General features: G+C 62.6%; 27 protein-coding genes. 6 read left to right on the top strand and 21 right to left on the bottom strand.

Annotated elements, in window-relative coordinates; translation table 11 throughout:
- Positions 1–10 precede the first annotated feature (10 nt).
- From Q0844_RS11930 to pcaF, 12 genes are read right to left on the bottom strand one after another with little or no spacing between them, the layout of a single operon-like run.
- The gene (locus Q0844_RS11930) at positions 11–979 is read right to left on the bottom strand and encodes a KpsF/GutQ family sugar-phosphate isomerase (protein WP_299045005.1); all 969 of its coding nucleotides are present in this window, start codon (positions 977–979) and stop codon (positions 11–13) included.
- On the bottom strand, positions 976–1,590 hold the full coding sequence (locus Q0844_RS11925; RefSeq protein ID WP_299045004.1) for a ribonuclease D: 615 nt from the start codon (positions 1,588–1,590) through the stop codon (positions 976–978). Before Q0844_RS11925 ends, Q0844_RS11930 begins: the two co-directional genes overlap by 4 nt.
- A gap of 42 nt (positions 1,591–1,632) precedes the next feature.
- Positions 1,633–2,325 carry a PaaX family transcriptional regulator C-terminal domain-containing protein gene (locus tag Q0844_RS11920; protein WP_299045002.1) on the bottom strand — a complete coding sequence of 231 codons (693 nt, stop codon included), beginning with the start codon at positions 2,323–2,325 and terminating at the stop codon, positions 1,633–1,635.
- Between the two features lie 43 nt (positions 2,326–2,368).
- Positions 2,369–4,384 carry a phenylacetic acid degradation bifunctional protein PaaZ gene (paaZ, locus tag Q0844_RS11915; RefSeq protein ID WP_299045001.1) on the bottom strand — a complete coding sequence of 672 codons (2,016 nt, stop codon included), beginning with the start codon at positions 4,382–4,384 and terminating at the stop codon, positions 2,369–2,371.
- Between the two features lie 9 nt (positions 4,385–4,393).
- Positions 4,394–5,458, bottom strand: a complete 1,065-nt coding sequence (locus Q0844_RS11910; protein ID WP_299044999.1) for a 2Fe-2S iron-sulfur cluster-binding protein — start codon at positions 5,456–5,458, stop codon at positions 4,394–4,396.
- Positions 5,459–5,469: 11 nt separating this feature from the next.
- Complete coding sequence (locus tag Q0844_RS11905; RefSeq protein WP_299044998.1) at positions 5,470–5,826, bottom strand: nuclear transport factor 2 family protein; 357 nt, start codon at positions 5,824–5,826, stop codon at positions 5,470–5,472.
- A 13-nt stretch (positions 5,827–5,839) separates the two neighbouring features.
- Positions 5,840–6,307: a 1,2-phenylacetyl-CoA epoxidase subunit PaaD gene (gene paaD, locus Q0844_RS11900; protein WP_299044997.1), complete on the bottom strand. Its 468-nt coding sequence runs from the start codon at positions 6,305–6,307 to the stop codon at positions 5,840–5,842.
- Complete coding sequence (gene paaC, locus Q0844_RS11895) at positions 6,301–6,999, bottom strand: 1,2-phenylacetyl-CoA epoxidase subunit PaaC (protein WP_299044996.1); 699 nt, start codon at positions 6,997–6,999, stop codon at positions 6,301–6,303. The genes paaD and paaC overlap by 7 nt, the downstream gene beginning before the upstream one ends.
- A gap of 20 nt (positions 7,000–7,019) precedes the next feature.
- On the bottom strand, positions 7,020–7,307 hold the full coding sequence (gene paaB / locus Q0844_RS11890) for a 1,2-phenylacetyl-CoA epoxidase subunit PaaB (RefSeq protein WP_299044995.1): 288 nt from the start codon (positions 7,305–7,307) through the stop codon (positions 7,020–7,022).
- The gene (locus Q0844_RS11885) at positions 7,304–7,717 is read right to left on the bottom strand and encodes a hypothetical protein (RefSeq protein WP_299044993.1); all 414 of its coding nucleotides are present in this window, start codon (positions 7,715–7,717) and stop codon (positions 7,304–7,306) included. Before Q0844_RS11885 ends, paaB begins: the two co-directional genes overlap by 4 nt.
- A 2-nt stretch (positions 7,718–7,719) precedes the next feature.
- Positions 7,720–8,697, bottom strand: a complete 978-nt coding sequence (gene paaA / locus Q0844_RS11880) for a 1,2-phenylacetyl-CoA epoxidase subunit PaaA (RefSeq protein ID WP_299044991.1) — start codon at positions 8,695–8,697, stop codon at positions 7,720–7,722.
- Positions 8,698–8,701: 4 nt separating this feature from the next.
- Entirely contained in the window at positions 8,702–9,898 is a 1,197-nt protein-coding gene (gene pcaF / locus Q0844_RS11875; RefSeq protein WP_299044989.1) for a 3-oxoadipyl-CoA thiolase, read from the bottom strand.
- Between the two features lie 171 nt (positions 9,899–10,069).
- On the opposite strand from pcaF, the gene Q0844_RS11870 reads away from it, so the two are divergent.
- From Q0844_RS11870 to Q0844_RS11860, 3 genes are all read left to right on the top strand, one after another.
- Positions 10,070–12,253 (top strand): thiamine pyrophosphate-dependent enzyme, encoded by a 2,184-nt coding sequence (locus tag Q0844_RS11870; RefSeq protein WP_299044987.1) that lies wholly within the window; start codon positions 10,070–10,072, stop codon positions 12,251–12,253.
- Between the two features lie 88 nt (positions 12,254–12,341).
- Complete coding sequence (locus Q0844_RS11865; protein ID WP_299044986.1) at positions 12,342–13,376, top strand: alcohol dehydrogenase catalytic domain-containing protein; 1,035 nt, start codon at positions 12,342–12,344, stop codon at positions 13,374–13,376.
- The gene (locus Q0844_RS11860) at positions 13,373–14,140 is read left to right on the top strand and encodes an SDR family oxidoreductase (protein ID WP_299044985.1); all 768 of its coding nucleotides are present in this window, start codon (positions 13,373–13,375) and stop codon (positions 14,138–14,140) included. Before Q0844_RS11865 ends, Q0844_RS11860 begins: the two co-directional genes overlap by 4 nt.
- Here the strand turns inward: Q0844_RS11860 and Q0844_RS11855 are convergent.
- The 5 genes from Q0844_RS11855 to Q0844_RS11835 all read right to left on the bottom strand — a co-directional run bounded on the left by Q0844_RS11855 (position 14,137) and on the right by Q0844_RS11835 (position 19,268).
- Positions 14,137–14,919, bottom strand: coding sequence for a citryl-CoA lyase (locus Q0844_RS11855; RefSeq protein ID WP_299044983.1), 783 nt, complete (start codon positions 14,917–14,919; stop codon positions 14,137–14,139). The two genes, Q0844_RS11860 and Q0844_RS11855, sit on opposite strands and share 4 nt — an antisense overlap.
- Positions 14,916–16,145 carry a CoA transferase gene (locus tag Q0844_RS11850; RefSeq protein ID WP_299044981.1) on the bottom strand — a complete coding sequence of 410 codons (1,230 nt, stop codon included), beginning with the start codon at positions 16,143–16,145 and terminating at the stop codon, positions 14,916–14,918. Before Q0844_RS11850 ends, Q0844_RS11855 begins: the two co-directional genes overlap by 4 nt.
- Positions 16,135–17,649 (bottom strand): tripartite tricarboxylate transporter permease, encoded by a 1,515-nt coding sequence (locus tag Q0844_RS11845; protein WP_299044979.1) that lies wholly within the window; start codon positions 17,647–17,649, stop codon positions 16,135–16,137. The genes Q0844_RS11850 and Q0844_RS11845 overlap by 11 nt, the downstream gene beginning before the upstream one ends.
- 4 nt (positions 17,650–17,653) lie before the next feature.
- Positions 17,654–18,142 (bottom strand): tripartite tricarboxylate transporter TctB family protein, encoded by a 489-nt coding sequence (locus Q0844_RS11840; protein WP_299044977.1) that lies wholly within the window; start codon positions 18,140–18,142, stop codon positions 17,654–17,656.
- A 142-nt stretch (positions 18,143–18,284) separates the two neighbouring features.
- Positions 18,285–19,268 (bottom strand): tripartite tricarboxylate transporter substrate-binding protein, encoded by a 984-nt coding sequence (locus Q0844_RS11835; protein ID WP_299044975.1) that lies wholly within the window; start codon positions 19,266–19,268, stop codon positions 18,285–18,287.
- A gap of 103 nt (positions 19,269–19,371) precedes the next feature.
- Here Q0844_RS11835 and Q0844_RS11830 point away from each other — a divergent pair, with 103 nt between their 5' ends.
- Genes Q0844_RS11830 through Q0844_RS11820 form a run of 3 tightly spaced genes read left to right on the top strand, consistent with a single transcriptional unit; the run spans position 19,372 to position 22,359 of the window.
- Entirely contained in the window at positions 19,372–20,037 is a 666-nt protein-coding gene (locus tag Q0844_RS11830) for a response regulator transcription factor (RefSeq protein ID WP_299044973.1), read from the top strand.
- Entirely contained in the window at positions 20,027–21,382 is a 1,356-nt protein-coding gene (locus Q0844_RS11825; protein WP_299044972.1) for a sensor histidine kinase, read from the top strand. Before Q0844_RS11830 ends, Q0844_RS11825 begins: the two co-directional genes overlap by 11 nt.
- Positions 21,361–22,359 carry a substrate-binding domain-containing protein gene (locus Q0844_RS11820; protein ID WP_299044971.1) on the top strand — a complete coding sequence of 333 codons (999 nt, stop codon included), beginning with the start codon at positions 21,361–21,363 and terminating at the stop codon, positions 22,357–22,359. The genes Q0844_RS11825 and Q0844_RS11820 overlap by 22 nt, the downstream gene beginning before the upstream one ends.
- On the opposite strand, the gene Q0844_RS11815 is transcribed toward Q0844_RS11820, so the two are convergent.
- The 4 genes from Q0844_RS11815 to ilvD are packed head-to-tail and all read right to left on the bottom strand — an operon-like array spanning position 22,356 to position 25,958.
- Positions 22,356–22,727 (bottom strand): hypothetical protein, encoded by a 372-nt coding sequence (locus Q0844_RS11815; RefSeq protein ID WP_299044970.1) that lies wholly within the window; start codon positions 22,725–22,727, stop codon positions 22,356–22,358. The two genes, Q0844_RS11820 and Q0844_RS11815, sit on opposite strands and share 4 nt — an antisense overlap.
- Positions 22,728–22,740: 13 nt before the next feature.
- Positions 22,741–23,514 carry a DUF6478 family protein gene (locus Q0844_RS11810; RefSeq protein ID WP_299044968.1) on the bottom strand — a complete coding sequence of 258 codons (774 nt, stop codon included), beginning with the start codon at positions 23,512–23,514 and terminating at the stop codon, positions 22,741–22,743.
- Between the two features lie 49 nt (positions 23,515–23,563).
- Positions 23,564–24,214 (bottom strand): hypothetical protein, encoded by a 651-nt coding sequence (locus tag Q0844_RS11805; protein WP_299044966.1) that lies wholly within the window; start codon positions 24,212–24,214, stop codon positions 23,564–23,566.
- Positions 24,195–25,958 (bottom strand): dihydroxy-acid dehydratase, encoded by a 1,764-nt coding sequence (gene ilvD, locus Q0844_RS11800; RefSeq protein WP_299044965.1) that lies wholly within the window; start codon positions 25,956–25,958, stop codon positions 24,195–24,197. The genes Q0844_RS11805 and ilvD overlap by 20 nt, the downstream gene beginning before the upstream one ends.
- Positions 25,959–25,962 lie beyond the last annotated feature (4 nt).

Raw genomic sequence — 25,962 nt, 5'->3', positions numbered from 1 at the left:
GCCATTTTCCTCAGCCCAGGCCCACGCGCAGGCAATCGTGGATATGCAGGATCCCGCGCGGCGTGCCGGGTGCATCTGCGTCTACTGCAAACACGCATGTGATCTTGCGTGCATTCATCAGCGCCACCGCTTCTTCGGCCAGTGCGGTCACGTCAATCGTTGTGGGTGAGGTGGTCATCACGTCGGCGGCTTTCAAGGACAGCAGCCCATCCATGTGACGCCGAAGGTCACCGTCGGTGATGATGCCTGTCAGTGTGCCGCCTGTGCCTGTGACCCCCACAACGCCCAGGCTTTTCTTGCTGATCTCGATCAGCGCGTCTGCCATCGGCGTGGTTTCCGCCACCAATGGCATTGCGTCGCCGGTGTGCATCAAATCGCGCACCCGGCTGAGACGTGCGCCCAGTTTGCCGCCAGGATGGAAGTCGCGAAAGTGTTCCGCGGTAAAGTCCCGATGTTCCATCAACGCCACGGCCAGCGCGTCGCCCATCGCCAGCGTCAGCGTGGTTGACGTCGTGGGCACGACACCCGTGCCACAGGCTTCTCCCAGGTCGGGCAGTGTCAGCACGACATCGCATTCGACGCCCAGTGCGCTTCGGGGCGCTTTGGTGATGCCGATAAGGGGAATTTCAAAGCGGCGGGAAAAGGCAATCATGTTCGCCAGTTCCGGCGCCTCGCCGGAATTCGAGATGGCCAGCACCACATCGGCCCGCGTCACCATGCCCAGGTCCCCATGGCTCGCCTCGGCCGGGTGTACGAATTGCGCGGGCGTGCCCGTGCTGGCCAGTGTGGCCGCGATCTTGCGCGCGATATGCCCCGACTTTCCGATGCCTGTGACAATCACACGCCCTGTGGCATTCAGCATCACGTCGATGGCGTCACGGAAACTGCCATCAAGGCTATCCGCCAGAACGACAAGAGCCTCGGCTTCGGTCCGGATGACGCGGCGGGCCGTGTCGATGAAGGGTGTCTTGCTGGTCATGAGTGCGCAAAAATATCCGTCTCGGGCCAGCCTGCCAGGTCCAGGCGCGCGCGCATCGGCAAGAAGTCAAAACAGGCCTGCGCCATCTCCATCCGGCCCTCGCGTATCAGGCGTTCATTCAGCACGTCGCGCAGCTGGTGCAGGTACAGCACGTCGGATGCCGCATATTCCAGTTGCGCATCCGACAGCGTTTCTGCTCCCCAATCACTCGATTGCTGCTGTTTCGATATGTCGATGCCCAGCAATTCCTGCAGCAGGTTCTTCAACCCGTGCCGGTCCGTATAGGTGCGGATCAGGCGGCTTGCGATCTTGGTGCAGTAGATCGGGGCAGTCACCGCCCCAAACGCGTTCAGCATCGCCGCGATGTCGAAGCGGCCAAAGTGGAACAGCTTCAACACGTTCGGGTCTTCCAGAAGGCGGCACAGGTTCGGCGCCTCGCTTTGGCCCAACGTGATCTGCACGATATGGGCATCGCCGTCGCCGCCGGACAATTGCACGACGCACAACCGGTCGCGGTGCGGGTTCAGACCCATGGTTTCACAGTCGATGGCGACAACCGGCCCCAGATCAAGGTCATCGGGCAGGTCGGATATATGCAAGTGGTTTGTCATTCGCTCGCTATAGCGCGCGAATAGGCGTTGGGAAAGCGTGGTTTAGGCAGGTTTGATCGTATCCAGATCAGGACGCGGATAGCGGGCAAGCAGTCCGGCAACCAGCATTCGGCAGTCATGGCCGCGCCACTCTGCGGAATGCGCGGCGCGGGGCAGATCGGGATGCTTCAATGTCAGACGTCGCCAGCCATGCACGATCAAAACCCGCAATGCCGCGGTTTCCAGCGCGGTCAGGTCGTCCGCCAATTCTTCGGTGATGTCGGTCAGAACGGCGTGCAGGGATTTGTACGCGTCGCGCATCTGATCCGTTTCGATCTGCGCGCCCAGCCAGGTGGGCAGGCTGTCGGGTATCAGGCGTATCGCGTTCTGCGGGGCAGGGGCGTCTTGTGCTGCCATAAAGACGCGCGGCGCAATCTGGGCAAATCGGGTCGAGTCCAGATCAACCGGTGTTGTGGTCAGAAACAGCACCGCATCCCGGGCATGGATGTCGCCATAGATCCGTCGCCGCGCGGCGTCGCTGTCCGACTGCCCCTTGTGCGTCAGCGCGTGCAAGCTGGTGCGCCCCTGTTTTTCCGAAACGATCCACCCATCGCTGCGCAACCTGTGCAGGGCGACACGCGACGCTTCCGGCTTGATCCCGATCTCTGCCATGATTGCCGACAGGGTCGGCCCTTTCAGTGGTCGATCCGGCGCCAGATCACCAAAAACAGTCACTAACAGGGACCAAACACGCATTGGGCCCAGATCGCTCAGACTGCGCAATGCCTGGGTGTAGGCGTCAGTCGGCATTCATCGTCAGCAGCTCGTATTCGGCCACCGCCTCGTCGTCCTGGTTGGTCAGGGTCACGTGCCAGCGCACCTCGCCATAGTCATCATTGCGCGGCGTCTTGGCCTTGACCGTCAGACGGACCTTGATGCTGTCGCCCGCCTCGACCGGCTTCATAAACCGCAAGGAGTCGAGGCCGGTATTCGCCAGCACAGGCCCCGGATCCGGCTGTACAAACAGCCCCGCCGCAAAGCTGAGCAGCAGATAGCCATGCGCAACACGCCCCGGAAAGAACGGGTTCGCCCTGGCGGCCGCATCATCCATATGGGCATAGAACGTGTCGCCGGTGAAATGGGCAAAGGTTTCGATGTCGTCCAGCGTGACCTTGCGCGACGGGCTGTGAAACGTGTCGCCCAGGGCCAGATCACCAAAGACGCGCGTGAAGGGGTGGGGTTTTTCCGTGGCCTCGGCCGCGCCGGGCACCCAGCGTCGGCCAATTGATGTCAGGATGTCGGGACTGCCCTGCACCGCGGTGCGCTGCATATAGTGTTTGACAGCGCGAATGCCGCCCAATTCCTCGCCGCCGCCAGCCCGGCCCGGTCCGCCGTGCACCATATGCGGCAGCGGTGCACCGTGTCCCGTCGCCTCGGCCATGCTGTCGCGATTGTTGAAGTACAGCCGACCGTGGAATGCCGCAGATGCCATGGTGATCGCGCGCGCAACATCGCCATCCCGCGTGATGACCGACGCCACAAGCGACCCCTTGCCCCGGTTCAGCAGCCCGGCGGCATGGGTCAGATCGCGGTAGGGCATGATGGTGGACACCGGGCCAAAGGCCTCAATATCATGCACGGCCTGCGCAGCGTCCGGGTCGGCACAATGGAACAGCATGGGCGGCACAAACGCGCCCTTGCTGTCTGACATCGCAAAATCGCCGGGATCACCAAACACCCGCTCCGCCTCGGTGCCGATCTGTGCGGCCTTGTCCAGAACGTCGTTTTTCTGCGGGTTAGAGACAAGTGCACCCATATGAGTGGCCTCGTCCCGCGGGTCGCCAATGGTCACACCTTCCAAACGCGCGCGCACTGCCGCAATCACCGCATCCACTTGGGCCGCAGGCGCCATGATCCTGCGGATGGCGGTGCATTTCTGGCCTGCCTTGGCGGTCATCTCGCGCTGAACCTCCTTGACGAACAGATCGAATTCGGGCGTGCCCGGCACCGCGTCGGGCCCAAGGACCGAGGCGTTCAAACTGTCCTGTTCGGCCGTGAACCGCACCGCGTTGTTCAGTAGGTTGGCATTGCCGCGTAGCTTGCGCGCCGTATCGGCGGAGCCGGTAAAGGTCACCACATCCTGGCAATCCATGTGGTCCAGCAGATCGCCTACGCCACCCGAAACCAGCTGCAACGCCCCGTCGGGCAGGTACCCGCTGTCGATCATCAGGCGCACGCAGGCCTCGGTCACATAGGACGTCGCCGTGGCAGGCTTAACAATGGCCGGCACACCCGCCAGCAGGGTCGGTGCCACCTTCTCCAGCATCCCCCAGACGGGGAAATTGAACGCGTTGATATGCAGCGCGACACCGTGCAACGGGGTGCAGATGTGCTGGCCAAGAAACTGCCCCGCACGCCCCAACTGCTCGGGCGTGCCGTCCAGATAGACCTGTGCATCCGGCATCTCGCGCCGCCCCTTGGACGCGAACACGAGCATCGTGCCAATCCCGCCATCCACATCGATCAGGTGATCGGACTGCGTGGCGCCGGTGTCAAAGCTGAGGTCATAGAGCGTCTGTCGATGCGCCTTCAGATGCAGGGCCAGCGCCTTGAGCATGCGCGCCCGGTCATGAAACGTCATCGCGCGCAAGGCAGGGCCGCCGACATCGCGCGCATAGGTACGCATGCCGTGCACGTCCAGGCCATCGTTCCCGGCCTCGGCGATCACATCGCCGGTGATGGCGCTGGAAATGGCCCGCGCGCCCGCACCGGGCGGCACCCAGATCCCGGCGGCAAATGAATGAACCTGGCGCATGACGCCCCCCTAGTGTTGATCGTAGTCGATGCTCAGCGTGTCGCTGATCGGATAGCACTGGCAGGTCAGGACAAACCCGGCCTCCACCTCGTAATCTTCCAAAGCATGATTGGTCAGCATCTCGTACTCGCCGTCCGTCACCTTGGCCTTGCACGTCGAACAGACACCGGCCTTGCAGGCAAAGGGGGCATCCAGCGCATTGTCCAATGCAGTCTCTAGCACGGACGAATCCTTGCGCATCTCGATCTGGTGCGTCGTGCCATCCAGGGTAATCTTTACAGTGGTGTCTGGTGCACCTTCGGCCCGCGCGGTCACCGCCTTCTTCGCCAGGCGGCCCTGCTGGCCTGCCCCAAACAGTTCGAACTTGATCTGATCCTTAGACAGGCCATGCGCCTCAAGCGCTTCGGCAATCGCCAGCATCATCGGCTCGGGTCCGCAAATAAACGCCGTATCGACCGCCCCGACATTGATCCACGACTTGAACAGCAGCGCGCATTTGTCCTGGTCCACACGGCCCGAAAAAAGGTCGATGTCCTGCCCGGTTTCCAGCACATGGATCAGGGTCAGCCGCCCCATGTAACGGTTCTTCAGATCCTCCAGCTCTTCCCGGAACATGATCGTGTGCACGGCCCGGTTGGCATAAACGAGGGTGAAGGTGCTGTCCGGTTCACGTGCCAACACGGTTTTCAGGATCGACAGAACGGGCGTGATCCCTGACCCGCCGGCAAAGCCAAGATATGATTTGGCCCTGTCAGGTTCTATGTCCGTGTGAAACGTCCCCATCGGCGGCATCGCGTTCAGGGTGTCGCCCACCCGCAATTCCGTATTGGCAAAGGTGGAAAACGCACCGCCATCGACGCGCTTGATCCCAACCTGCAACTTGCCGTCATCCAGGCCCGCACAGATCGAATAGTTGCGGCGCAGTTCGGTTCCGTCGAAATCCTGTTTGAATGTCAGGTACTGGCCTTGAACAAAGCGAAACGCGTCCGGGTTGTCGGGCTCCAGCGTCAAAACCACCGCATCGCGAATGGTGCGGTGAATGTCGGTCACGGTCAGGGGATGAAACTGCGCCATCGGAAGTTGAGTCAGAAGTGCCGGAACAGCTTGGCCGACAGGCGCCAGGTGCCATCCGCCAGCTGGATCATCTGAAAATGGTTTTCAAAGGACATGCCCAGCAGGTTGCGTTCCTCGATTGATGCGGTGGCAATCCGGTCATCGACCTGCAATGCGGTGATTCCGGCGGAGTAGTCGTCACCGACCTCATTCGCTTCCAGTGCGCCATAGAACGGCTCGGGTCCGCCGTGCAGCAGATCGGGGCCAAGCCATCCTGTCATCACCGCGTCCGCGTGAAAGATGGTTTTCAGCAGTGCGATATCGCGGGTGGCCGTTCCCTTGATATAGGCTTCGATGACGTCCTTGGGGGTTGCGGTTACGTCAGGCATGGCAATGGCTCCTTCAAATGCACTTGAAATAGTCAAAGGGTTCCAGGCAGTCGGTGCAGCGCCATTGCGCCTTGCACGGGGTTGATCCGAACTGGCTGATCTTTTCCACCCGGGTCGATTGGCAATGTGGACAGTGCCTGGGTCCACCCGCCGCCTGCGGGGGCGCAATGCCATAGCTTTCCAGCTTGGCCTTGCCAGCGTCCGTCATCCAATCTGTGGTCCAGGGCGGCGCAATTTGCCTTTTTAGAGACAGGTTTTCGATGCCCCTGGCACGCAACGCCGCCTCGATCTCCATGTTGATGATCGCGGTGGCAGGGCAGCCGGAATAGGTGGGCGTCACCGTCACTTCCAGTGTCTCACCTTGCCACTGCACGTCGCGGATAATGCCCAGATCGACCAGAGAGATCACCGGGATTTCCGGGTCCGGCACGTCCGCCAGCCATGCCCATACGTCCTGGGTTGATGGCAGTGTCGTCACCATGTCGCGTCCGGATAACTGCGCGGCAGTACCTGCATGGTGGCCAACATGTGGCCTAGGTGTTCGGTATGCCGGGCACCTGTCTTGCCACCTATATGTGCAAAGTCGCTGTCGGGTTCTGTCAGCGTCGCTTCTGCCAAAACAGGCTCTACAAAAGCGTCAAACGCAGGGCGAAGGGCAGCCATGTCCACCAGATCATCCGCGTCCGTGCTGAACATCTCGCCCACATAGGGCCACAACCGATCCAGCGCGGATTGCATGCGCCTCTGGCTTTCCTCGGTCCCATCGCCCAGGGCGATGACGGTATCGGAGGAGCGTTCGCGATGATACGTGACCTCTTTCACCGACTTCTGAGCAATGGCAGAAATTTCTGTATCATCATGCGCCGCAAGCGCTTTCAGCGCCTCCAGATGCCACGCATCGAACAGGAACTGCCGCATCATCGTGACGCCAAAGTCCCGGTTCGGCTGTTCGACCAGCAGCAGGTTCCGAAAGTCCCACGCATCGCGGTGGTAGGCGAGCGTGTCTGCGGTACGCCCCGCGCCCTCGCGATCTGCCGCGAGGCCCAGCCACAACTGCGTCTGCCCGATCAGGTCCAGCGCCGTGTTTGCCAGCGCGATGTCTTCCTCAAGCGCGGGCGCATGCCCACACCATTCCGACACACGTTGGCCCAGAACCATCGTGTTGTCGCCCATGCGTATGAGGCCCGCGATACTCACATCGCCCCCACATCGTCCGGGATGTCGAAAAATGTCGGGTGGCGGTACACCTTGTCATCCGCTGGGTCATAGAGCGACCCCTTGTCATCAGGGGACGAGGCGGTGATGTCAGCCGCAGGCACCACCCAGATGCTGACGCCTTCCTTGCGACGGGTATAGACGTCGCGCGCGTTCTGGATTGCGTGTTCAGCGTCGGTCGCGTGCAGGGATCCGACATGCCGGTGCGACAACCCGTGCTGGCCGCGGATGAACACTTCCCAAAGGGGCCACTCCTGCTTGGTCATTGCTTCCGCTCCTTCCGCTGTTCCAATAACTTCGGGATCACCGAAAAAAAGCTGTTGATGTTGTCTTCGCTCCCGTTCTGTAGGTGTTTTGCGGCCTTGTTCAGGGGAAAAGCATGCAACCCGTCGATGTCGATTCCAACTCCGTTTGCTTCATTCAGCATCCATCTACCGCCGTAATGTCGCACTATTGCTTCGCCTAGGTAGCAGCCAATTGTCTGGGCCAACCGACTTGCGTTGGACGCATCTGCGTGTTCGCGCTGTCGATCTAGAAAACCCGACAGGTACATGACGGCGCTTGGCCAGTCGTCCTGCGCCACACCTGCCTGCTTCAACAGTTCGTCCCGGACAAGCTGCACATTTCCTTGAACAGCCGTAGCTATCTCATCTGGAAGAGGGGTGATTTCGGACATGTTTACTCCGCAGCCACCTTCGCCGCCTGCTTCTTCGCCGCGTGCGCCATCCGCGCCTCGCGCACCCACGCGCCATCGTCCCATGCCTTCTGCCGCGCCTCGGTCCGCTCGACCGAACAGGGGCCGTTGCCCTTCAGCACGTCAAAGAACTCGGACCAGTCCGGTTCGGCAAAGTCGTACCCGCCCTTTTCCTCGTTCCAGGCCAGCGTCTCGTCCGGGATCGTCAGGCCCAGGTATTCCGCCTGCGGCACCGTCTGATCCACGAATTTCTGGCGCAGCTCGTCGTTGGAATTCATCTTGATCTTCCAGCGCATCGACTGCTCTGAATGCACGCTTTCGCTGTCCGACGGGCCGAACATCATCAGCGATGGATACCAGAACCGGTTCAGCGCATCCTGCGCCATCCGCTTCTGCGCCTCTGTTCCGTTCGCCATCTTCATCATGATGTCGAACCCCTGCCGCTGGTGGAATGATTCCTCTTTGCAGATCCGCACCATCGATCGGGCATAGGGGCCATAAGAGGTGCGCTGCAACGGCACCTGGTTCATGATCGCAGCACCATCGACCAACCAGCCCACTGCGCCCATATCCGCCCATGTCAGGGTCGGGTAACTGAAGATGGACGAATACTTCATCCGGCCATCCAAAAGCATCCCGGTCAGCTCATCGCGGGACACACCCAACGTCTCGGCCGCGCAATACAGGTACAGCCCATGCCCCGCCTCATCCTGCACCTTCGCCAGCAGGATCGCCTTGCGCTCCAGCGTGGGCGCGCGGGTGATCCAGTTGCCTTCGGGCAGTTGACCGACAATCTCGGAATGGGCGTGCTGACCGATCTGGCGGATCAGGGTCTTGCGATAGCCGTCGGGCATCCAGTCCTTCGGCTCAATCTTGTCGCCCGCATCGATGCGGGCCTGAAAGGCGGCCAGTTTCTCGGGATCGTCCTGCGACGCTTCGGATTTGATCATCTGCGCATACATCGTCTCAAGCCCTTTCAAGTACCATGGCAACCCCTTGCCCCACGCCCACACACATGGTGCACAGCGCATAGCGGCCACCGGTTCGTTTCAACTGATAGGCGGCGGTCATCACCAGCCGTGCGCCCGACATGCCCAACGGGTGGCCGATTGCGATGGCCCCGCCTTGCGCGTTCACGCGCGGATCATCATCCGCGACACCCAGGCTGCGCAGCGTCGCAAGCCCTTGTGATGCAAACGCCTCGTTCAATTCGATCACGTCCATCTGATCGATGCTCAGACCCGCCCGGTTCAACACCTTTTCAGACGCAGGCACCGGCCCAATCCCCATGACACGCGGTTCAACCCCAGCGGCACACATGCCCACAATTCGTGCCATGGGCGACAGATCCTGCGCCGCCTCGGTCGAGGCGATCAGCAGCGCAGCCGCCCCATCGTTCACGCCCGATGCGTTTCCGGCTGTCACCGTCAGGTCCGGCCCGTTGATCCCGCGCAAGCCCGCCAGCTTTTCAGCAGATGTGCCCGGACGCGGATGTTCGTCCGTGTCCATCACAACCGGATCGCCCTTGCGCTGCGGAATGGTCACCGGCGCGATCTCTTCCGCAAAAACTCCAGCCTCGTGCGCCGCCGCCCACCGGGCCTGCGACCGCGCGGCAAAGGCGTCCTGCGCCTCACGCGCAACCTGCCAGTCCGCTGCCACGTTGTCGGCGGTCTGCGGCATGGAATCGATGCCATGTTCCGCTTTCATCTTCGGGTTCACGAACCGCCACCCGATGGTTGTGTCATAGACCTGATTGGCACGGCTAAACGCGGCCTCCGCCTTGGGCATGACGAAAGGCGCGCGGCTCATGCTTTCGATCCCACCGGCGATGACCATGTCCATGTCGCCCGCCTTGATCCCGCGCGCGGCCATGCCCACGGCATCCATGCCCGACGCACACAGGCGGTTGACGGTGATCCCCGGCACATCCACGGGCAGACCGGCCAGCAATCCGGCCATCCGGGCGACATTGCGATTGTCTTCGCCCGCTTGATTGGCGCAGCCCAGGATCACATCATCGACGCGCGCCCAATCCAGATCGGGGGTCCGGGCCACCAGCGCAGCAATCGGTGCCGCCGCCAGATCGTCGGCGCGCACACCGGACAAGGCCCCGCCATAGCGCCCGATGGGCGTGCGCTGCGCGTCACAAATCCATGCGTCCATGAAACTCCTCCTACATGGAAAATAGAGCGGTCGCTGATTCCGATCAATGATTAATGTTACACAATTTGGTATATGTTGTAAAAATTCGTAACGCTTTTATTGTCCGCTGGACGATCCTGCACAGGCGCTGTTCTATGGCTGGACTGACCTCCAGCATATCGGACCTACCCCATGGATCGCGCCGCCATCGTTCACGACAACTTCCACCGGCGGCTCACGGCCAACGACTTGCCGGACGGCTCCGGCGCCGGGGAAATGGACGGCGAAACGCTTCTGACGCTCTACCGCGCGCAATGCCTGTCCCGCCAACTCGACCGGACCAGCCGGGCCATGCAAAAGGCGGGGCAGGGGTATTACACCATCGGGTCCAGCGGGCACGAGGGGATGGCGGGCGTCGCCCACGCCCTGCGCCCCACCGACATGGCGTTCCTGCACTACCGCGACGCGGCGTTCCAGATCGCACGCGCAGGCCAGGTGCCGAACCAAACCCCTGCCTGGGACATCCTGCTCAGCTTTGCGGCGTCATCCGATGACCCCATGTCCGGCGGTCGTCACAAGGTGCTCGGGTCAAAGGCGCTGAACATCCCGCCGCAAACCTCGACCATTGCCAGTCACCTGGCAAAGGCGGTCGGGGCGGCCTATTCCATCGGCCTTGCCAAACGCGCGCGTCCCGAACACGCGCACCTGCCGGACGACAGCATCGTCATGTGCAGTTTCGGGGATGCCTCGGCCAACCACTCCACGGCGCAGGGGGCCATCAACACGGCCTGCTGGACCAGCTTTCAGAACGTGCCATTGCCCCTGCTGTTTGTGTGCGAGGATAACGGCATCGGCATCTCGACCCCGACGCCGTCGGGCTGGATCGCCGCCAACTTCGCACAAAAACCCGGCCTCACCTACTTCGCCTGTGACGGTCTGAATGTTGCGGAAACTGCCGAAGTCGCGGCAAAGGCGGCGGCCCATGTCCGGCGTCACAAATCCCCGGCCTTTCTGCACATCCGCACTGTCCGGCTGTATGGTCATGCCGGGTCCGACGTCGAAGCCACCTATCGCGGAAAGGCGCAGATCGAGGCGGACGAGGCCAATGATCCGCTTTTGCACACAACCCGCCTGCTGCGCGACAGCGGCGCGTGTACGCCAGCCAAGGCGCTGGGTATCTACGAAGAGACTGGCGCAGAGTGCGCCGCGTTGGCTGCCAAGGCCACCAAACGCCCGCGTCTGCGGAACGCCAGCGATGTAAGCGCCAGCCTCATGCCGCCCGTTCGTGCCTGTACCCCCACCAATGGCCCAACACCCAAAGCGCGTGAAGCCGCTTTCGGCAGTGACCTCAAGGCCCTGTCGGAGCCGCAAGTGATGAGCAAACTCATTTCGTGGGCGCTCACCGACCTCATGCTCGAACACCCCGAACTGGTCATGGCAGGCGAGGATATCGGACGCAAAGGCGGCGTCTACGGCGCCACCCAAAAGCTGCAATCCCGCTTCGGCCCCCACCGTGTCATCGACACGCTGCTGGATGAACAATCGATCCTCGGCCTCGCCATCGGCATGGCCCATAACGGTTTTGTCCCGATCCCCGAAATCCAGTTCCTCGCCTATCTCCACAACGCAGAGGATCAGCTGCGGGGCGAAGCGGCCACGCTCCCCTTCTTCTCGAACGGGCAGTATGCCAATCCGATGGTCCTGCGCATCGCGGGCCTTGGGTATCAACGCGGGTTCGGCGGGCACTTCCACAACGACAACTCCCTTGCCGTCCTGCGCGACATCCCCGGCCTGATCATTGCCTGCCCTTCACGCGGGGACGATGCGGCCAAAATGCTGCGCGAGGCGGTGCGCCTTGCCCGCGAAGACCAGCGTGTTGTCGTCTTTGTCGAACCCATCGCCCTCTATCCCATGCGCGACCTGCACGACGACGGGGACAAGGCATGGATGTCCACCTACCCCACCCCCGACGAAAGGATCGGGTTGGGCGACATCGGTGTCAGCGGAGATGGCACCGACCTTGCGATCCTCACCTACGGCAATGGCAGGTACCTGTCTGAACAAGCCGCAAAGCATCTGAACGCCGATGGTATCGCCACCCGCGTCGTCGACCTGCGCTGGCTGGCGCCGCTTGCCACCGATGCGATCCTTGATCAGGCACGCACCTGCGACGCGACCCTGATCGTAGATGAATGTCGCCGCACCGGCAGCCAATCCGAGGCGCTCATGACCCTTCTGGCCGAGGCGAAGCTGGCCCGTTTCGCCCGCCTGACCGCCGAAGACTGCTTTATCGCGACAGGCCCTGCTTACGCGGCCACCCTGCCCTCGACCGCCGGGATCGTGGATGCCGCCAAGGCCCTGCTCGCCAAGTCTTGAGATTCCGGTTTAACGAAATTCACCGCCACCCTTGATCGCGCCTTCGCCTCCGGTCCAATGTCGCGGCACAAGGAATAGGGGACACATCATGACGCACCAGGCGGCATTTTATCGCGGCGACAAACACTTCTCGGTCGAGGCGGTGAACACCCCGCCCCCTGGGCCCGGCCAGGTGCAGATCGATGTCGCCTTTTGTGGAATCTGCGGCACGGACCTGCACATCTATCTTGGTCACATGGACGGGCGCGTCGGATTTGAACGCACCATCGGGCACGAGATGTCGGGCGTTGTCTCTGCCACAGGTGACGGCGTCGATGGCCTCGCGCCGGGCCAGAAGATCGTTGTGCGCCCCCTTGATCACTGCGGCCAGTGCCCCGCCTGCACGGCCGGCCACCAGCACATCTGCCACAACCTCAAATTCATCGGCATCGACAGCGATGGGGCGTTTCAGCAGAAATGGAACGTCCCGGCCCACACCGTCCATGTCCTGCCTGCGGACCTCGACCTGTCCCACGCCGCCCTGATCGAACCGCTTGCCGTGGCCGTCCACGACGTGGACCGTGGCAAGGTGCAACCGGGCGAAGACGTGCTTGTCATCGGCGGCGGCCCCATCGGCATGCTGGTTGCCATGGCGGCGCGTCACGCAGGCGCAAATGTGACAGTGGCCGAGATTAACGACAACCGCCTCGCCTTTGCGCAAAAGATCGGGTTCACCACGATGGACCCCAAGACCACCGACGTCGCTCAGGCCATGCACGAGGCGACAGGCGGCAAAGGCGCTGACGTGGTGTTCGAAGTGTCGGGCAGCCAGCCCGGTGTCGACCTGATGACCGCTGCCGCCGCCACACGCGGGCGCATCGTCATGGTCGCGATCCACGCCACCAAACCGCAGATCGACATGTTCCAGTTCTTCTGGCGCGAACTGGACCTGATCGGCGCGCGTGTCTACCGGCCCAAGGATTACGACAAGGCCATGGACCTGCTCGCCAGGGGCGTCGTCGATTGCGACGCGTTTATCACCGACATTCGGGCGCTGGACGATATCGAAGGGGCGTTCAAATCCCTGACCGAGAACCCGAACGCGATGAAATCCATGATCCGCGTGACGGAGGGCCTGCAATGACCGTTCTCGACAGTTTCGACCTTGCGGGCAAGACCGCCCTTGTGACAGGCGCCAAACGCGGCATCGGACGCGGCATGGCCGAGGCGCTGGCCGAAGCGGGCGCAGACATCATCGGCGTCAGCGCGACGCTTGCCGCCGGCTCGGATGTCCAGCAAAAGGTCGAAGCCATGGGTCGCACCTTCACGCCATACGCTTGCGACTTCTCTGATCGCGCCGCGGTCAAATCCTTCGCGGCCCAGGTCCTCTCCGACCATCCGCAAATCGACATCCTGATCAACAACGCGGGCACCATCCTGCGCACACCTGCGGCGGATCACCCCGACGACATGTGGGACACGGTGATCGAGGTGAACCTGAACGCCCAGTTCATCCTCACGCGGGAGGTCGGCAAAACCATGGTCGAACGCGGCGCGGGCAAGATCATCTTCACCGCGTCACTGCTCACGTTTCAGGGCGGGATCACCGTGCCGGGCTATGCCGCGTCCAAGGGGGGCATCGGGCAACTCACCATGGCCTTTGCCAACGAATGGGCGGGCAAGGGTGTGAACGTGAACGCCATCGCGCCCGGCTATATCGACACCGACAACACCGAGGCATTGCGCAGCGACCCGGTGCGCTCAAAGTCCATACTGGAGCGTATCCCGGCGGGCCGGTGGGGCAAACCGGACGACTTCAAAGGTCCCGCCGTCTTCCTTGCCTCCGACGCGTCGGCTTACATGCACGGTCACGTCATGCTGGTCGATGGGGGTTGGATGGGCCGCTAATCTTCGATGGGACGAGGTCCGGTATAGGTCCAACGATAGCCGGGCGGGGTCGGCCCCTTGTTTCGACCCCCCTGCTGTTGCTGTTCGTAAGCGTGGGATAGAATGCCGACGCTGCGTGACAGGCAAAACAGGCCCCGCGCCAACGCGGCGGGAAACCCCAGTTCCGCAAAGATGACAGCCGTCGCGCCGTCGATATTCATGGGCACGGGCTTGCCCTTTTCGTCGGCCAATGCGGCCTCGATTTCACGGGCGATCCCCGCAAAACGACCGGACACGGTACCAACCGCGGCTGCCTCGTCCACAAGCGTCAGCAACCGTGGTGCACGCGGATCGACAGGTTTGTGAAACCGGTGGCCAAAGCCGGGTATGAACGGCCCGTGGTCGGTGCGCCAGGCATCCAGCACATCGGGCACCGGATCGTCCGACGCACTCACGCGCGCATACAGTGTGACCGCCTGTTCCCCGGCCCCGCCATGCACGTCATCCAGCATGTTCACGGCAGACGCCATCGCGCCGTTCAACGGCAAACCACAGGTCACGGCCATCCGTGCCGCCGCAATCGACGGGGCCTGCGGACCATGATCCACGGCGGCCACCAAAGCAGCTTCAAGCAATCTGGCCTCCGCCTCGGACGGCAGGCCGCCCCGCGTCATCAACCAGATCATTTGCGGAAAACTCACCGCCCCGATCAGGTCCTCAATCGGATGTCCGCGCATCCTGATCTGACCCGGGGCCATGTCGATGATGTCGGTGCTCCACCAGTCTGACACGTCGCTCATATCGCCCCCTTTTTGGCCAAGGCCCCGATGTCGTGGTCACTCAGCCCAAGCGCACCCCACACCTCCGCCCCGTGTTGTCCAAGCTGCGGCGGCGGCGTCGGCACCGTCAACGGCGCGCCGTTCATTTTGACCCCGGTATTGACGACGTCGATGTCGCGCCCAACACCCGGCACATCGGCATAGCGTGTCATCAACCCCCGGCCTGCCACCTGCGGATGGGTCAGGATCTCGGGCACGGACATCACCGCCCCGGCTGGGACACCAACCGCGTTCAACGCCCGCGCAAGGTCACGCGCGGACCAGTCGGTCAACGCCGCTTCAATATCGTCTCGCAGCGCCATACGGTTCCGTTTTCGATCTTCCCGCGTGGCATACTCCGCGCGGTCGCGCAGCGCTTTCAGCCCAAGGAAATCAGTCAACAGAACCCATTGTTCATCCTTGTTGGCCGCAATGTTGATCAACCCGTCGCCCGTCTGAAACGCACCCGACGGGGCAGAGGTCGGGTTTTCATTTCCATGGGCCGAAGGGTCGACACCGGCAATCATGTGGTTCGACACAACCCAGCCCATGGTCGCCAGCACGCTCTCCAACATTGAACAATCAATGAACGCCCCGCGGGGACGGGCGTTAAGTGCGGCCGCCACCGCAAAGGCCGCCGTCATGCCACCCACCGTGTCCGCAACCGGGTAACCGACGCGCAAGGGGGCACTGTCGCCATCCCCGGTGATCGACATGACCCCGGACACACCCTGAACGATTTGATCATACGCCGGGCGGTCCACCCACGGTCCGTCCTGACCAAACCCGGAAATCGCGCAATAGATCAGATCTGGTTTGTGTTGTTTCAGAGCCTCGTAGCCAAGGCCCAAGCGGTCCATCACGCCGGGGCGAAAGTTTTCGACCACCACGTCCGCCGTTTCAACAAGCCGCAAAAACAGCGCTTTGCCATCCGGGTGCTTGAAGTTCACCGTGACTGACTTCTTGCCCGCGTTCTGCGCAAGGAACGACACGCCCATCCCCTGCGCATTCAGCTCGGGATCAGCGCCCAGTTGGCGCGCCAGGTCCCCGCGTCCCGGCGCTTCGACCTTGATCACCTCGGCCCCCATGTGGGCCAGTTGGTGACAACAGAACGGTCCCGCCAGGACATTGGTCAAATCAAGAACCCGGACCCCATTCAGGGGCGTAGGGTGGGCAATCTGCCCACCATCCCCGGCCTCAATCCCCATCCGCCACCCCTTGCGCTCGCAGCCGCGCCCGCCGCGCGCGGTAGCTGGGCAGGATCACCAGAAGGGCCGCGATGACCAACAGGCCCAGCGTCATGGGCCGTTCCCAGATAAAGCTGACGCCATCGTAAAGCTGCATGGAGCGGCTGAAGTTGTCCTCGAGCATCCCGCCGAGGATAAAGCCGATCAGCAGCGGGGCCAGCGGGTAGTCGGCAAAGCGCAGGATCGTGGCACAGATGCCAAAACCCACGAGCAGCAACAATTCGGTCGCGTTGTTCTGCCCGATATACGCCCCCATCAGCGTGAAGAAGAGGATGAAGGGGATCAGGAAATTGCGCGGCACCGCAAGGATTTTCGCGATGTAGGGGATCAGCGGAAGGTTCAGGATCAACAGGACCAGGTTGCCGATATACATCGATATGATGACAGCCCAGAAGATCTGTGGATCATCGACCATCAGGCGCGGGCCGGGCGTAACGTTCAGCGCGATGAGCGCGCCCAGCAGGATGGCCGTCGTGCCCGAGCCGGGGATGCCCAAGGTAAGCAACGGAACAAACGAGCCCGTACAGGCCGCGTTGTTGGCAGTCTCGGGTGCGGCGAGGCCCTTGATGGACCCTTTGCCGAACTCCTGCTTTTCCTTCTCGGGCGCGATGTTGCGTTCGACCGCGTAGCCCAGGAAGGACGCGATGGTGGCACCCGCGCCCGGCAGGACACCGATGAAAAATCCCTGCAGGGACTGGCGGCCAATGACCGGCGCGATGGACCTGGCCTCGGCCCGCGTGATCCGCAGGTCCTTGATGTCGCCGGACTTACCGGACTTCGATCGCGCCGGATCCATGACGAGGAAGAGTGCCTCGGGCAGGGCGAACATTGCCATGGCAAGCGTGATGAAAGCGAAGCCGGATTGCAGGTCCATCAGCCCCATGGTGAAGCGCGGCATGTTGAACAGCGCACCTTCGCCCACCGTTGCCATGATCAGGCCCAGCAGGGTCATCATGATGGCCTTGGCCACCTGGCCCGTGCCCGCGAAGGCAGCGATGGCCGACAGGCCCACGACCATCAGCGCGAAGTATTCGGCGGAGTGGAAGAGCAGTGCGACCGATGACAGCATCGGCGCAAAGATCATCAACAGGATCGCCCCGATGGACCCACCGCAGAAAGACGCGATGGCGGCGATGGTCAACGCCTTGCCGGCCTTGCCATCGCGCGCCATGGGATAGCCATCAAAGCTGGTCGCGACCGTGCCGGCGACCCCCGGCGCGTTCAGCAGGATGGAGGAGGTCGAGCCGCCGAAGATCGCGCCGTAGTAGACGCCTGCAAGAAGGATGAGCGCGGCGGAGGGGTCGCCAAGCGAGATGGCGACGGGGATCATGATGGCGATGATCGACATCGGCCCGAGGCCCGGAAGCATGCCGATGAACGTGCCGATCAGGCAGCCGCCGATGACCATGAGCAGGTTCTGGAGGGAGAAGGCCGTTTGTAGGCCGATCAGGATTCCTTCGAGCATGATCTTATATTCCCATGAACGCAGGCAGCGGGCGCAGGAAGATGCCCAGCACGACCTGCACCAGATACCAGACGATGCCGGTGGCCAGGCCCGCGACGATCAGCATCGCGATCCAACGACGCTCGCCCAAGATGATCGAGCCGAGCATCAGGAACCCGACCGTTGCGATGATGAAGCCCGCGGGGCGCAAGAGCAGCGCGTAGGCCACCATGAGGCCGAGGAGCAGACCGGCCTGGCCGAGTTTGTAGCCTTTGATCTGTTCGAGAACACCCGGCGCGTCATCCTTGGGGGCGTCGACCTTTTCAAGGCCCAGCACGATGATCAGACCGACGAGGATGCCCATGATCGAGAGCACCTTGGGGAAGGTCGAGGGCCAGATGGGATTGCGCTGCATGAAGGGGGCGAGGCTGCCGTCCATGGTGAACCACGCCGCATAGCCGTAGGCGGCAAAAATGCCCAAAAGGATCAGTCCGATCCAGCGATCAAGTGCCATGTTGTCCCCCCGATTGATCTGTCCCCGCGGGGACACCCCTGTTTTCATTGAAGAAAAGGGTTAATTTTACTTAATTTTAACGGCTTAGGCCCCGTTTGAGGCGGGTGCGGCAGTGGTCCGCCGCACCCGAAAGGTGATCAGATCAGAGGAAGCCCAGCTTCTTCATCAGGTCGCCGATGACCTTTTCCTGATCTTCGAGGAAGGCGTTGAAGTCGTCCCCGTTGTTGTGGATGTTGACCCAGCCGTTGCGCGCACGGACGTCTTCCCATTCGGGGGTGTCATACATCTTGGTCAGTGCATCCTGATAGGCGGCCAGCTTGTCCTCGGGCAGGCCCGGAGCGGCGAAGAACCCGCGCCAGTTCACGAACTCGGTGTCGATGCCCTGTTCCTTCATGGTCATGGCATCGGGGGCTGCATCCACGCGTTCGGGCGAGGTGACGCCGATGATCTTCACTTCGCCTGCGTTGGCCAGATCGACCGCTTCGGAGAAGCCGGTGGACAGAGCCGCGATTTCGCCCGACAAAAGGGCCGCCATGGCTTTGCCGCCCGCGTCATAGGGGATGTATTTCACGCCCAGCGCATCCTTGCCGGCCGCTTCCATCACCATGGCCGCCACGAGGTGGTCCATGCCGCCGGGAACCGAACCACCGCCCACGGCAGTGCCATCGGGATCAGCGTCATAGGCAGCCAGAAGGTCGTCCATCGAATTGATGGGGCTGTCCTTGCCCACCACGATGGCCGCGTAGTCACCGATGGTGCCTGCAACCAGGGTCAGGTCGCGGAAGTTGTGCGGGAACACACCGGTCAGCGAGCGGATCACGATGGGGGTCGAGTTGACCATCAGCGTGCCATGGTTGCTGTCGGCGTTTTCGATCAGGTAGCCGATGGCTTTGCCGCCACCACCGCCCGACATGTTTTCGAACGATGCGGTGCCCACAAGGCCCGCGCCGGTCAGCGCCTCGCCCGTGCCACGCGCGGTGCCGTCCCAACCGCCACCGGCACCGCCGGGGATCAGGAAGTGGATGCTGTCGACGACCTGGTGGCCGTCTGCGAGTGCGGCCCCGCCAAGGCCAAATGCCATAGCTGCGCCGAGCAGGGCGCGGCGGCCCATCTCAAAGGTTTTCATGATGTCCTCCCATTTGACTTCGCGCGGTTTCACGCGAATGCTGCCGTGAAAACATGCGAACCTGACACAGACCTGTCATGGCGGCGCTGCGTGGGCGGATACGATGAAATACCTGTTGATCGAGGACAATGCCGAACTGGCAGGCGCGTTGTGCAACCGCATGCGTCTGGATGGACATGCCATTGATCATGCAGCGACATTATCCGAAGGGTCGGATTACCTGCGTGTAGGTGAATACGATCTGATCCTGTTGGACATCATGCTGCCCGATGGCGATGGGCGCGGGTTTCTTGAGCGGCACAGGGCACGCGAGGATGACACGCCCGTCATCGTCCTGACCGCGCGGTCAGAGGTGTCCGACAGGGTTGGCATGCTGGATCTGGGCGCCGATGACTACCTGACCAAGCCGTTTGATCATGCGGAGTTACAGGCCCGCTGCCGGGCGGTCTTGCGTCGCCGCGTGGGGTCTGCGCAGACCGTCATTCGGCGGGGGGACGCGTCACTTGATCCGTTGGCGTCTGTTTTGACGATTGGGGAGGCGGAGGTGACCTTGCGCAATCGCGAGTTGCGGTTGTTGGAGTTGTTCATGAATGCGCCGGGGCAGATTTTTTCCAAGGACAAGCTGGTGGATCGGCTGTTTTCCTATGACGGGACGGTCACGGACAACGCGATCGAGGTGTATGTGGGCCGCTTGCGCAAGCATCTGGAGCCGTCGAGCCTGACCATATCGACCCATCGTGGTTTGGGGTATCGGTTGGATGAGGGGTAGGGCCACATCCCTGCGGCGGCGACTGACCTGGACATTGATCGGGGGCGCGGCGCTGTTGGCCGTGCTGTTTTACCTGGTCGTGCGGACCTATGCCCAGCAGATCGCGCAGCAAAGCCAGGACCGGATTCTGGAGGCGTCGCTGACGTCGTTGATGGATGCCGCCGTGGTGCGCGAGGGCCAGGTGGAGGTCGATGTGCCCTATGCCGCGTTTGCGATGCTGGACACGGCCGCCGATGACCGGGTGTTTTACGCGGTGCATCAGGGGGGCGCGCTTTTGACCGGCTATGACGGGTTGTTTGCGGGCCCGTTTGAGCCTGCGGCGCGGCCCGCGTTCCAGACGCAGGCGTTTGGCGGGGCAGAGGTGCGGATGGCCTCGTTGACCCAATCGTTGCCAGCCAGCCCCGCGCCGGTGTTGCTGACCGTGTCCGTGGCGCAGACGCGGGACAATCTGGCGGGCACGTTGTTTTCGATCTCGGTCAATGCGGCATTGTTTGGCGGGGCGTTTTTTGCATTGGCGGCGGGCATGGCGCTGTGGACATCGCGGTCGACCGTGCGACCGCTGAGCCAGATGGCCGAGGCCGTGGCGCGCCGGGGGCCGCGGGATTTGCGTCCGGTGGTGCGGCCTGTGCCGACCGAATTGTCGCCATTGGTGACCTCTTTAAATTCGCTGATGACGCGGCTGAGCGCGTCGTTGACCCAGTCAGAGACGTTCATTGCCGAGGCCGCGCACCGGGTGCGGACGCCGCTGGCGACGGTGCGCACGCATGCGGAGGCAACCTTGATGCGGGTGGACAAGGACGAGAACCGGGCGGCACTGCGGTCGATGATCCGGGCAATTGATGAGAGTTCTCGGGCTGCGGGACAGTTGCTGGATCATGCGATGGTGACCTTTCGTGGCGACCAGATGGAACGGCGCCCCGTCGATCTGGTCGCGATCTGCGGTGAGTTGGTGGATCGGCTGACCCCGGTGGCCGAGATGAAGGATCTGGAGTTGGTTCTGCGATCGGACGGGCCCGTCGAGGTGCAGGGCGATCCGATCCTGATCCAGAATGCGGTGCGGAACCTGATTGACAATGCGTTGAAATACTCGCCTCCCGAAGGGATTGTGCGGATCGAGGTTGGGACTGATCCCGTGGCGATTGTGGTGTGTGATGCGGGCGACGGGTTTCCGGCCGAGCAGATGGCGGAGTTGTCCCAGCGGTTTCAGCGCGGGGCGAATGCGGGCGATACGGTGGGGTCCGGTTTGGGTTTGACCATCGCGCAGGATGTGGCCGAGGCGCATGGCGGGCGTCTGGAACTGGCAAATGCCGAAGGGGGCGGGGCGTGCGCATCTTTGTATCTTTAGCGCTGTGGTTTTGCGTGTCGGTGGCGGGTGCGGCCGAGTTGGAGGACCGCCGGGTCTTTCACGGCGAGGACGGCGTGACCCTGCGCGTGCTGTCGAGCACGGATACGGATATCTTTGCGCCCATCCTGGACGGGTTCATTGCCCGCAATCCGTCGGTGTCGGTGGATTACGCCGTGGCGGGATCTGCGGATATCGTGACGTTGATTGCCGAATGCGGCGATTGCTTTGACGTGGTCATATCCAGCGCCATGGACTTGCAGTTGAAGCTGGCCAATGACGGGCTGGCGCGGCGCCTAGACGGGTTGGCGACGGGTGGGTCACAGTGGCGGCAAAGCGTGTTTGGCTTCACTTTGGAGCCTGCGACCGTGGTGCTGAACCGCGCTGCGTTCGAGGGGCGTGACTTGCCCAGGACGCGACAGGCGCTGATTGAAGCATTGCGCGCGGACCCCGAGCATTTTCGCGGGCGGTTGGGCACATATGATGTGCGGCTGTCGGGGTTGGGATACCTGTTCGCGACGCAGGATGCGCGGGCGTCCGAGACGTTCTGGCGGTTGATGGAGGTGTTCGGGAACCTTGATGCGCGGCTGTATTGCTGTTCCGGGGACATGATCGACGATCTGGCGTCGGGCGAGTTGTTCGTGGCGTATAATGTGCTGGGCAGCTATGCGTCGACCCGGCCCGAGACGTTGGACAAGGTCACGATCATCACGCCCGAGGATTTCGCGACAACGATGATGCGGACGGCGTTGGTGCTGGACAGCACCGCGCTGGGCGATGCGGCAGAGGCCCTGGTCAGCTACCTGACGTCGGGCACCTGGGCGGCGCGGGATCGGCCCGGTTTTCCGTTGCCTTCGATCGGGGCTGCGGATGCACAGGTGCTGAGTGTTGTCAGCCTGGACCCTGGATTGCTGGTGTACCTGGACCGGTTGAAACGGGCGCTGTTTCTGGAGGCGTGGGCGTCTGCCCTGCTGCGCTAGGTGGTTTCGACGCAGTGGCGGCGGAAGGCGCGTTTGAGCATATCCAGTTCCTCGCGCAGCAGGGCCACTTCGCCCCGGATGTCGTCCCCCAGGGCTTCGCCGGCGATCAGGGTGAAATGGCCCAGCTTTTCGTCATCCGTCGCGTCAGAGATGACAAAGACCTGGACGCCATCTGCAATGGCCTCGGCCGGGATCGGGACCTGCAACAGCCATTGACCGGTATCGCCCTGTTCCGTGACCTGCACATCGGGCACATCGGCGTTCAAGTGCGTGACCTTGATCTGGGGGACGCCCGTGCCCTTCTGCTGGATGAGGCCTTGCCAGATGCCATAGCGCATCTTGGTGGGGGTGAGGGTCAGTGTGCTCATGCTTTCCCTTTCATCACAGGGCCGCGCGCGGGCGGCGCGAGAAGGTGATATCGCGCAGGGTGACCTGGTTCATTTCCGGCCCCTCAAAGATCAGGTCGATCCACGCGCGTTCCACACGCTTTTCATTCAACTTGGAATAGGCGAGGTCAAATTCGACGGTCACATCCTGTTCGAACAGCGGCAGTTCACGCACGATCTGTTCCGTGTTCGGGCCGTGCCGGACATTCAGACGGGCAAAGATTTCGAGCGGTTTTTCCATTTCGACAATCGTGTTCATGCCCAGAAGATGGTTCTTGGTCAGCCCCTTGACCGCGTCATCGGGCAGATCAATGACCAGCGACAGGAACGACCCGTCAAACTTGAACACGTCCAGTCGCACGCCGTAGGGTGCAAGGTCTTCTTCCCGCAGGTTGCGCAATTGGCGCAGGGTCAGTTCGCTGAACGCGCAATCGTGAAACAGGGTCACTTCGTTGCCCAGCATCGATTTCGTCTGAACCGTGGACATCCCCGGAGACGGGAGCGAGCCGCGCCACAGTTCGGGACGCCAGGCCCAGTCGGCATTGTGCGGTCGCGGAAAGGCGGTCGAGCCGATGGCGGGCAAGGCCAGCCGTTCGTCTGCGCGGTGGATCAGCCGGTCAAGATGGCTGCGCAACAGCCGCGCGGCAGACCGCAGGCCGCGCAATTCCGACAGGTCGGATTCAGTCGCATTGCGGGCCGCACGTGCCCAACGCCGCACCGCGCGCCGATGCGCCAGCCTGTCAATGAATGTGATGCGGTTGCCTGCCATTTGCCCCTGTGCCGGTTCTCGTGCCGGTAGTTTATCTATGTCAAAGGTTTCACTCAAATAAACCCGAGAGGAACCCTTGTCGTGCCGGTTTCGGCCCCGCCGTTGCAGAATTGTCCTGTGCGGCGACAGCCGCAATGACCGATTGTTCGTGCGTTCGTTCCACCATCTGCGTCAACAATGCCGGGGCAGTCGCGCCAAGATCGCGGCCATCCGACGGTTCATAAAGCGCAAGGCCCACCACCTGGTTGCCGATCCGTGCCGCCGCCCGCCAATAGGTGTCGCGCATGCCGTCGCCGGGGGGGCTGCCGCGCACCTGTACCAGCGCAAGGTCATTGTCATCGCGCCGTTGCAGCACCTGTTCCGCGGGGCTTTCAAAATCCGATGTGCTGACCGCCACGGGGCCCGTCACTTTGACAGTTGTCGCCGTGATCAGGGCCAGCGGCGCGTCCGTGGTCAGTTGACCGCCCAGCGTGTCGCACCGCGCCATGATGGCAAAGCTTTGCCGCAGGCTGCGTTTGTCCACGCAAAAACCCGGCGGCGGAACCAGCTTAATCATGCCGCCGCCAAGTGTCGCGTTGGTCAAGGCCAGGTTTTCGCCTGTGGTCGCACCAGCCAGGTCCAGCGCGGCGAAATCCTCGCACGCTGCGAGACCCAGCAGGATGGACCCGAACAGGACCCCCCTAGAGGTCCCAGTATTCATGCCGTTCCGCCTTGGCGCCGGGGTGCGTGACTGCGCCCTTGTAGGTTTCGCCAACCAGTTGCGCGTATTTCCACAGCGCGCCCGAGGCATAGATGTTTTCGCGCGGGCCGGACCAGTTGGCCTTGCGCTCGGCCAGTTCCTCGTCCGTGAGGTCGACATTGATCGTCCCCTCGATCGCGTTGATGGTGATCACGTCACCGTCTTTCAGCAGCGCGATGGGGCCCCCATGGGCTGCCTCTGGTCCGACATGGCCGATGCAGAAACCGCGCGTCGCGCCGGAAAAGCGGCCGTCGGTGATCAGCGCCACCTTCTTGCCCATGCCCTGGCCCGACAAGGCCGCGGTTGTCGCCAGCATTTCGCGCATGCCGGGGCCGCCAGACGGCCCTTCATTACGGATGACGAACACGTCACCTTCCTCGTAGGTGCGGTTCTGGACCGCCTCGAACGCGTCCTGTTCGCATTCGAACACGCGGGCCGGGCCGGTAAAGATCTGGTGCTGCGCTTCCATGCCCGCGACCTTCACGATGGCACCTTCGGGGGCCACGTTGCCCTTGAGGCCGACGACACCGCCCGTCTTGGTGATCGGGGTTTCAATGGGATAGATGACGCGCCCGTCGGCTTCGAGGCTGATCTTGTCCAGCTCTTCGCCGATGGAATAGCCGGTGGCTGTCATGCAATCCTCGTGAATGAGGCCCGCCTTGCGCAGTTCCTTCATCACGACATAGATGCCGCCGGCTTCGTACATGTCCTTGGCAACGTATTGCCCGCCCGGTTTCAGGTCGACGAAGTAGGGTGTGTCGCGGAAAATCTCGCACACATCATCCAGATAGAAATCAATCCCGGCCTCGTGCGCCATGGCGGGCAGGTGCAGACCGGCGTTGGTGGACCCACCAGTGCAAGCCACAACGCGGGCCGCATTTTCGAACGCTTCGCGGGTGCAGATGTCGCGGGCGCGGATGTTTTTCTCGATCAGTGTCATGACCGCCGCACCGGACGCTTCGGCGTATTGGTCGCGGGACTCGTACGGCGCGGGCGCACCGGCAGAGTTGGGCAGGGCGAGGCCGATGGCCTCGGACACGCAGGCCATGGTGTTGGCTGTGAACTGGCCGCCGCATGCGCCCGCAGACGGGCATGCGACGCGTTCCAGCACGTCCAGCTCTGCTTCGGTCATGGTGCCGTTTTGCTGGTGGCCGACCGCTTCGAACATGTCTTGCACGGTCAGGTCGCGGTTGGCGTATTCCGCCGGAACCTTGGCACCCACGGGTGCGCGGCCCGGCAGGATCGATCCGCCATAAAGGAAAACGGACGGTACGTTCAGCCGGATCATCGCCATCATCATGCCGGGCAGGGATTTGTCGCAGCCTGCCAGACCCACGAGGGCGTCATAGCAGTGACCGCGCATGGTCAGTTCGACCGTGTCTGCGATGGCCTCGCGGCTGGCGAGCGACGACCGCATCCCCTCGTGCCCCATGGCGATGCCGTCGGTGACGGTGATTGTGGTGAATTCGCGGGGCGTGCCGCTGGCTGATTTCACACCCATCTTCACCGCTTGCGCCTGACGGTTCAGGGCGATGTTGCAGGGGGCCGCCTCGTTCCAGCAGGTGGCGACGCCGACGAGGGGCTGGTGAATCTCAGCCTCGGTCATGCCCATGGCGTAGTAGTAGGACCGGTGCGGCGCGCGTGCGGGCCCTTCGGTCACGTGGCGGCTGGGCAATTTGGACTTGTCGAACTTGCCTTTGAGCATCTGG

The organism is uncultured Tateyamaria sp. (genome assembly GCF_947503465.1).
Lineage (GTDB): Bacteria > Pseudomonadota > Alphaproteobacteria > Rhodobacterales > Rhodobacteraceae > Tateyamaria.
Note: the sequence above shows the minus strand (reverse complement) of the source record. Positions and strands in the feature narration are given on the sequence as shown.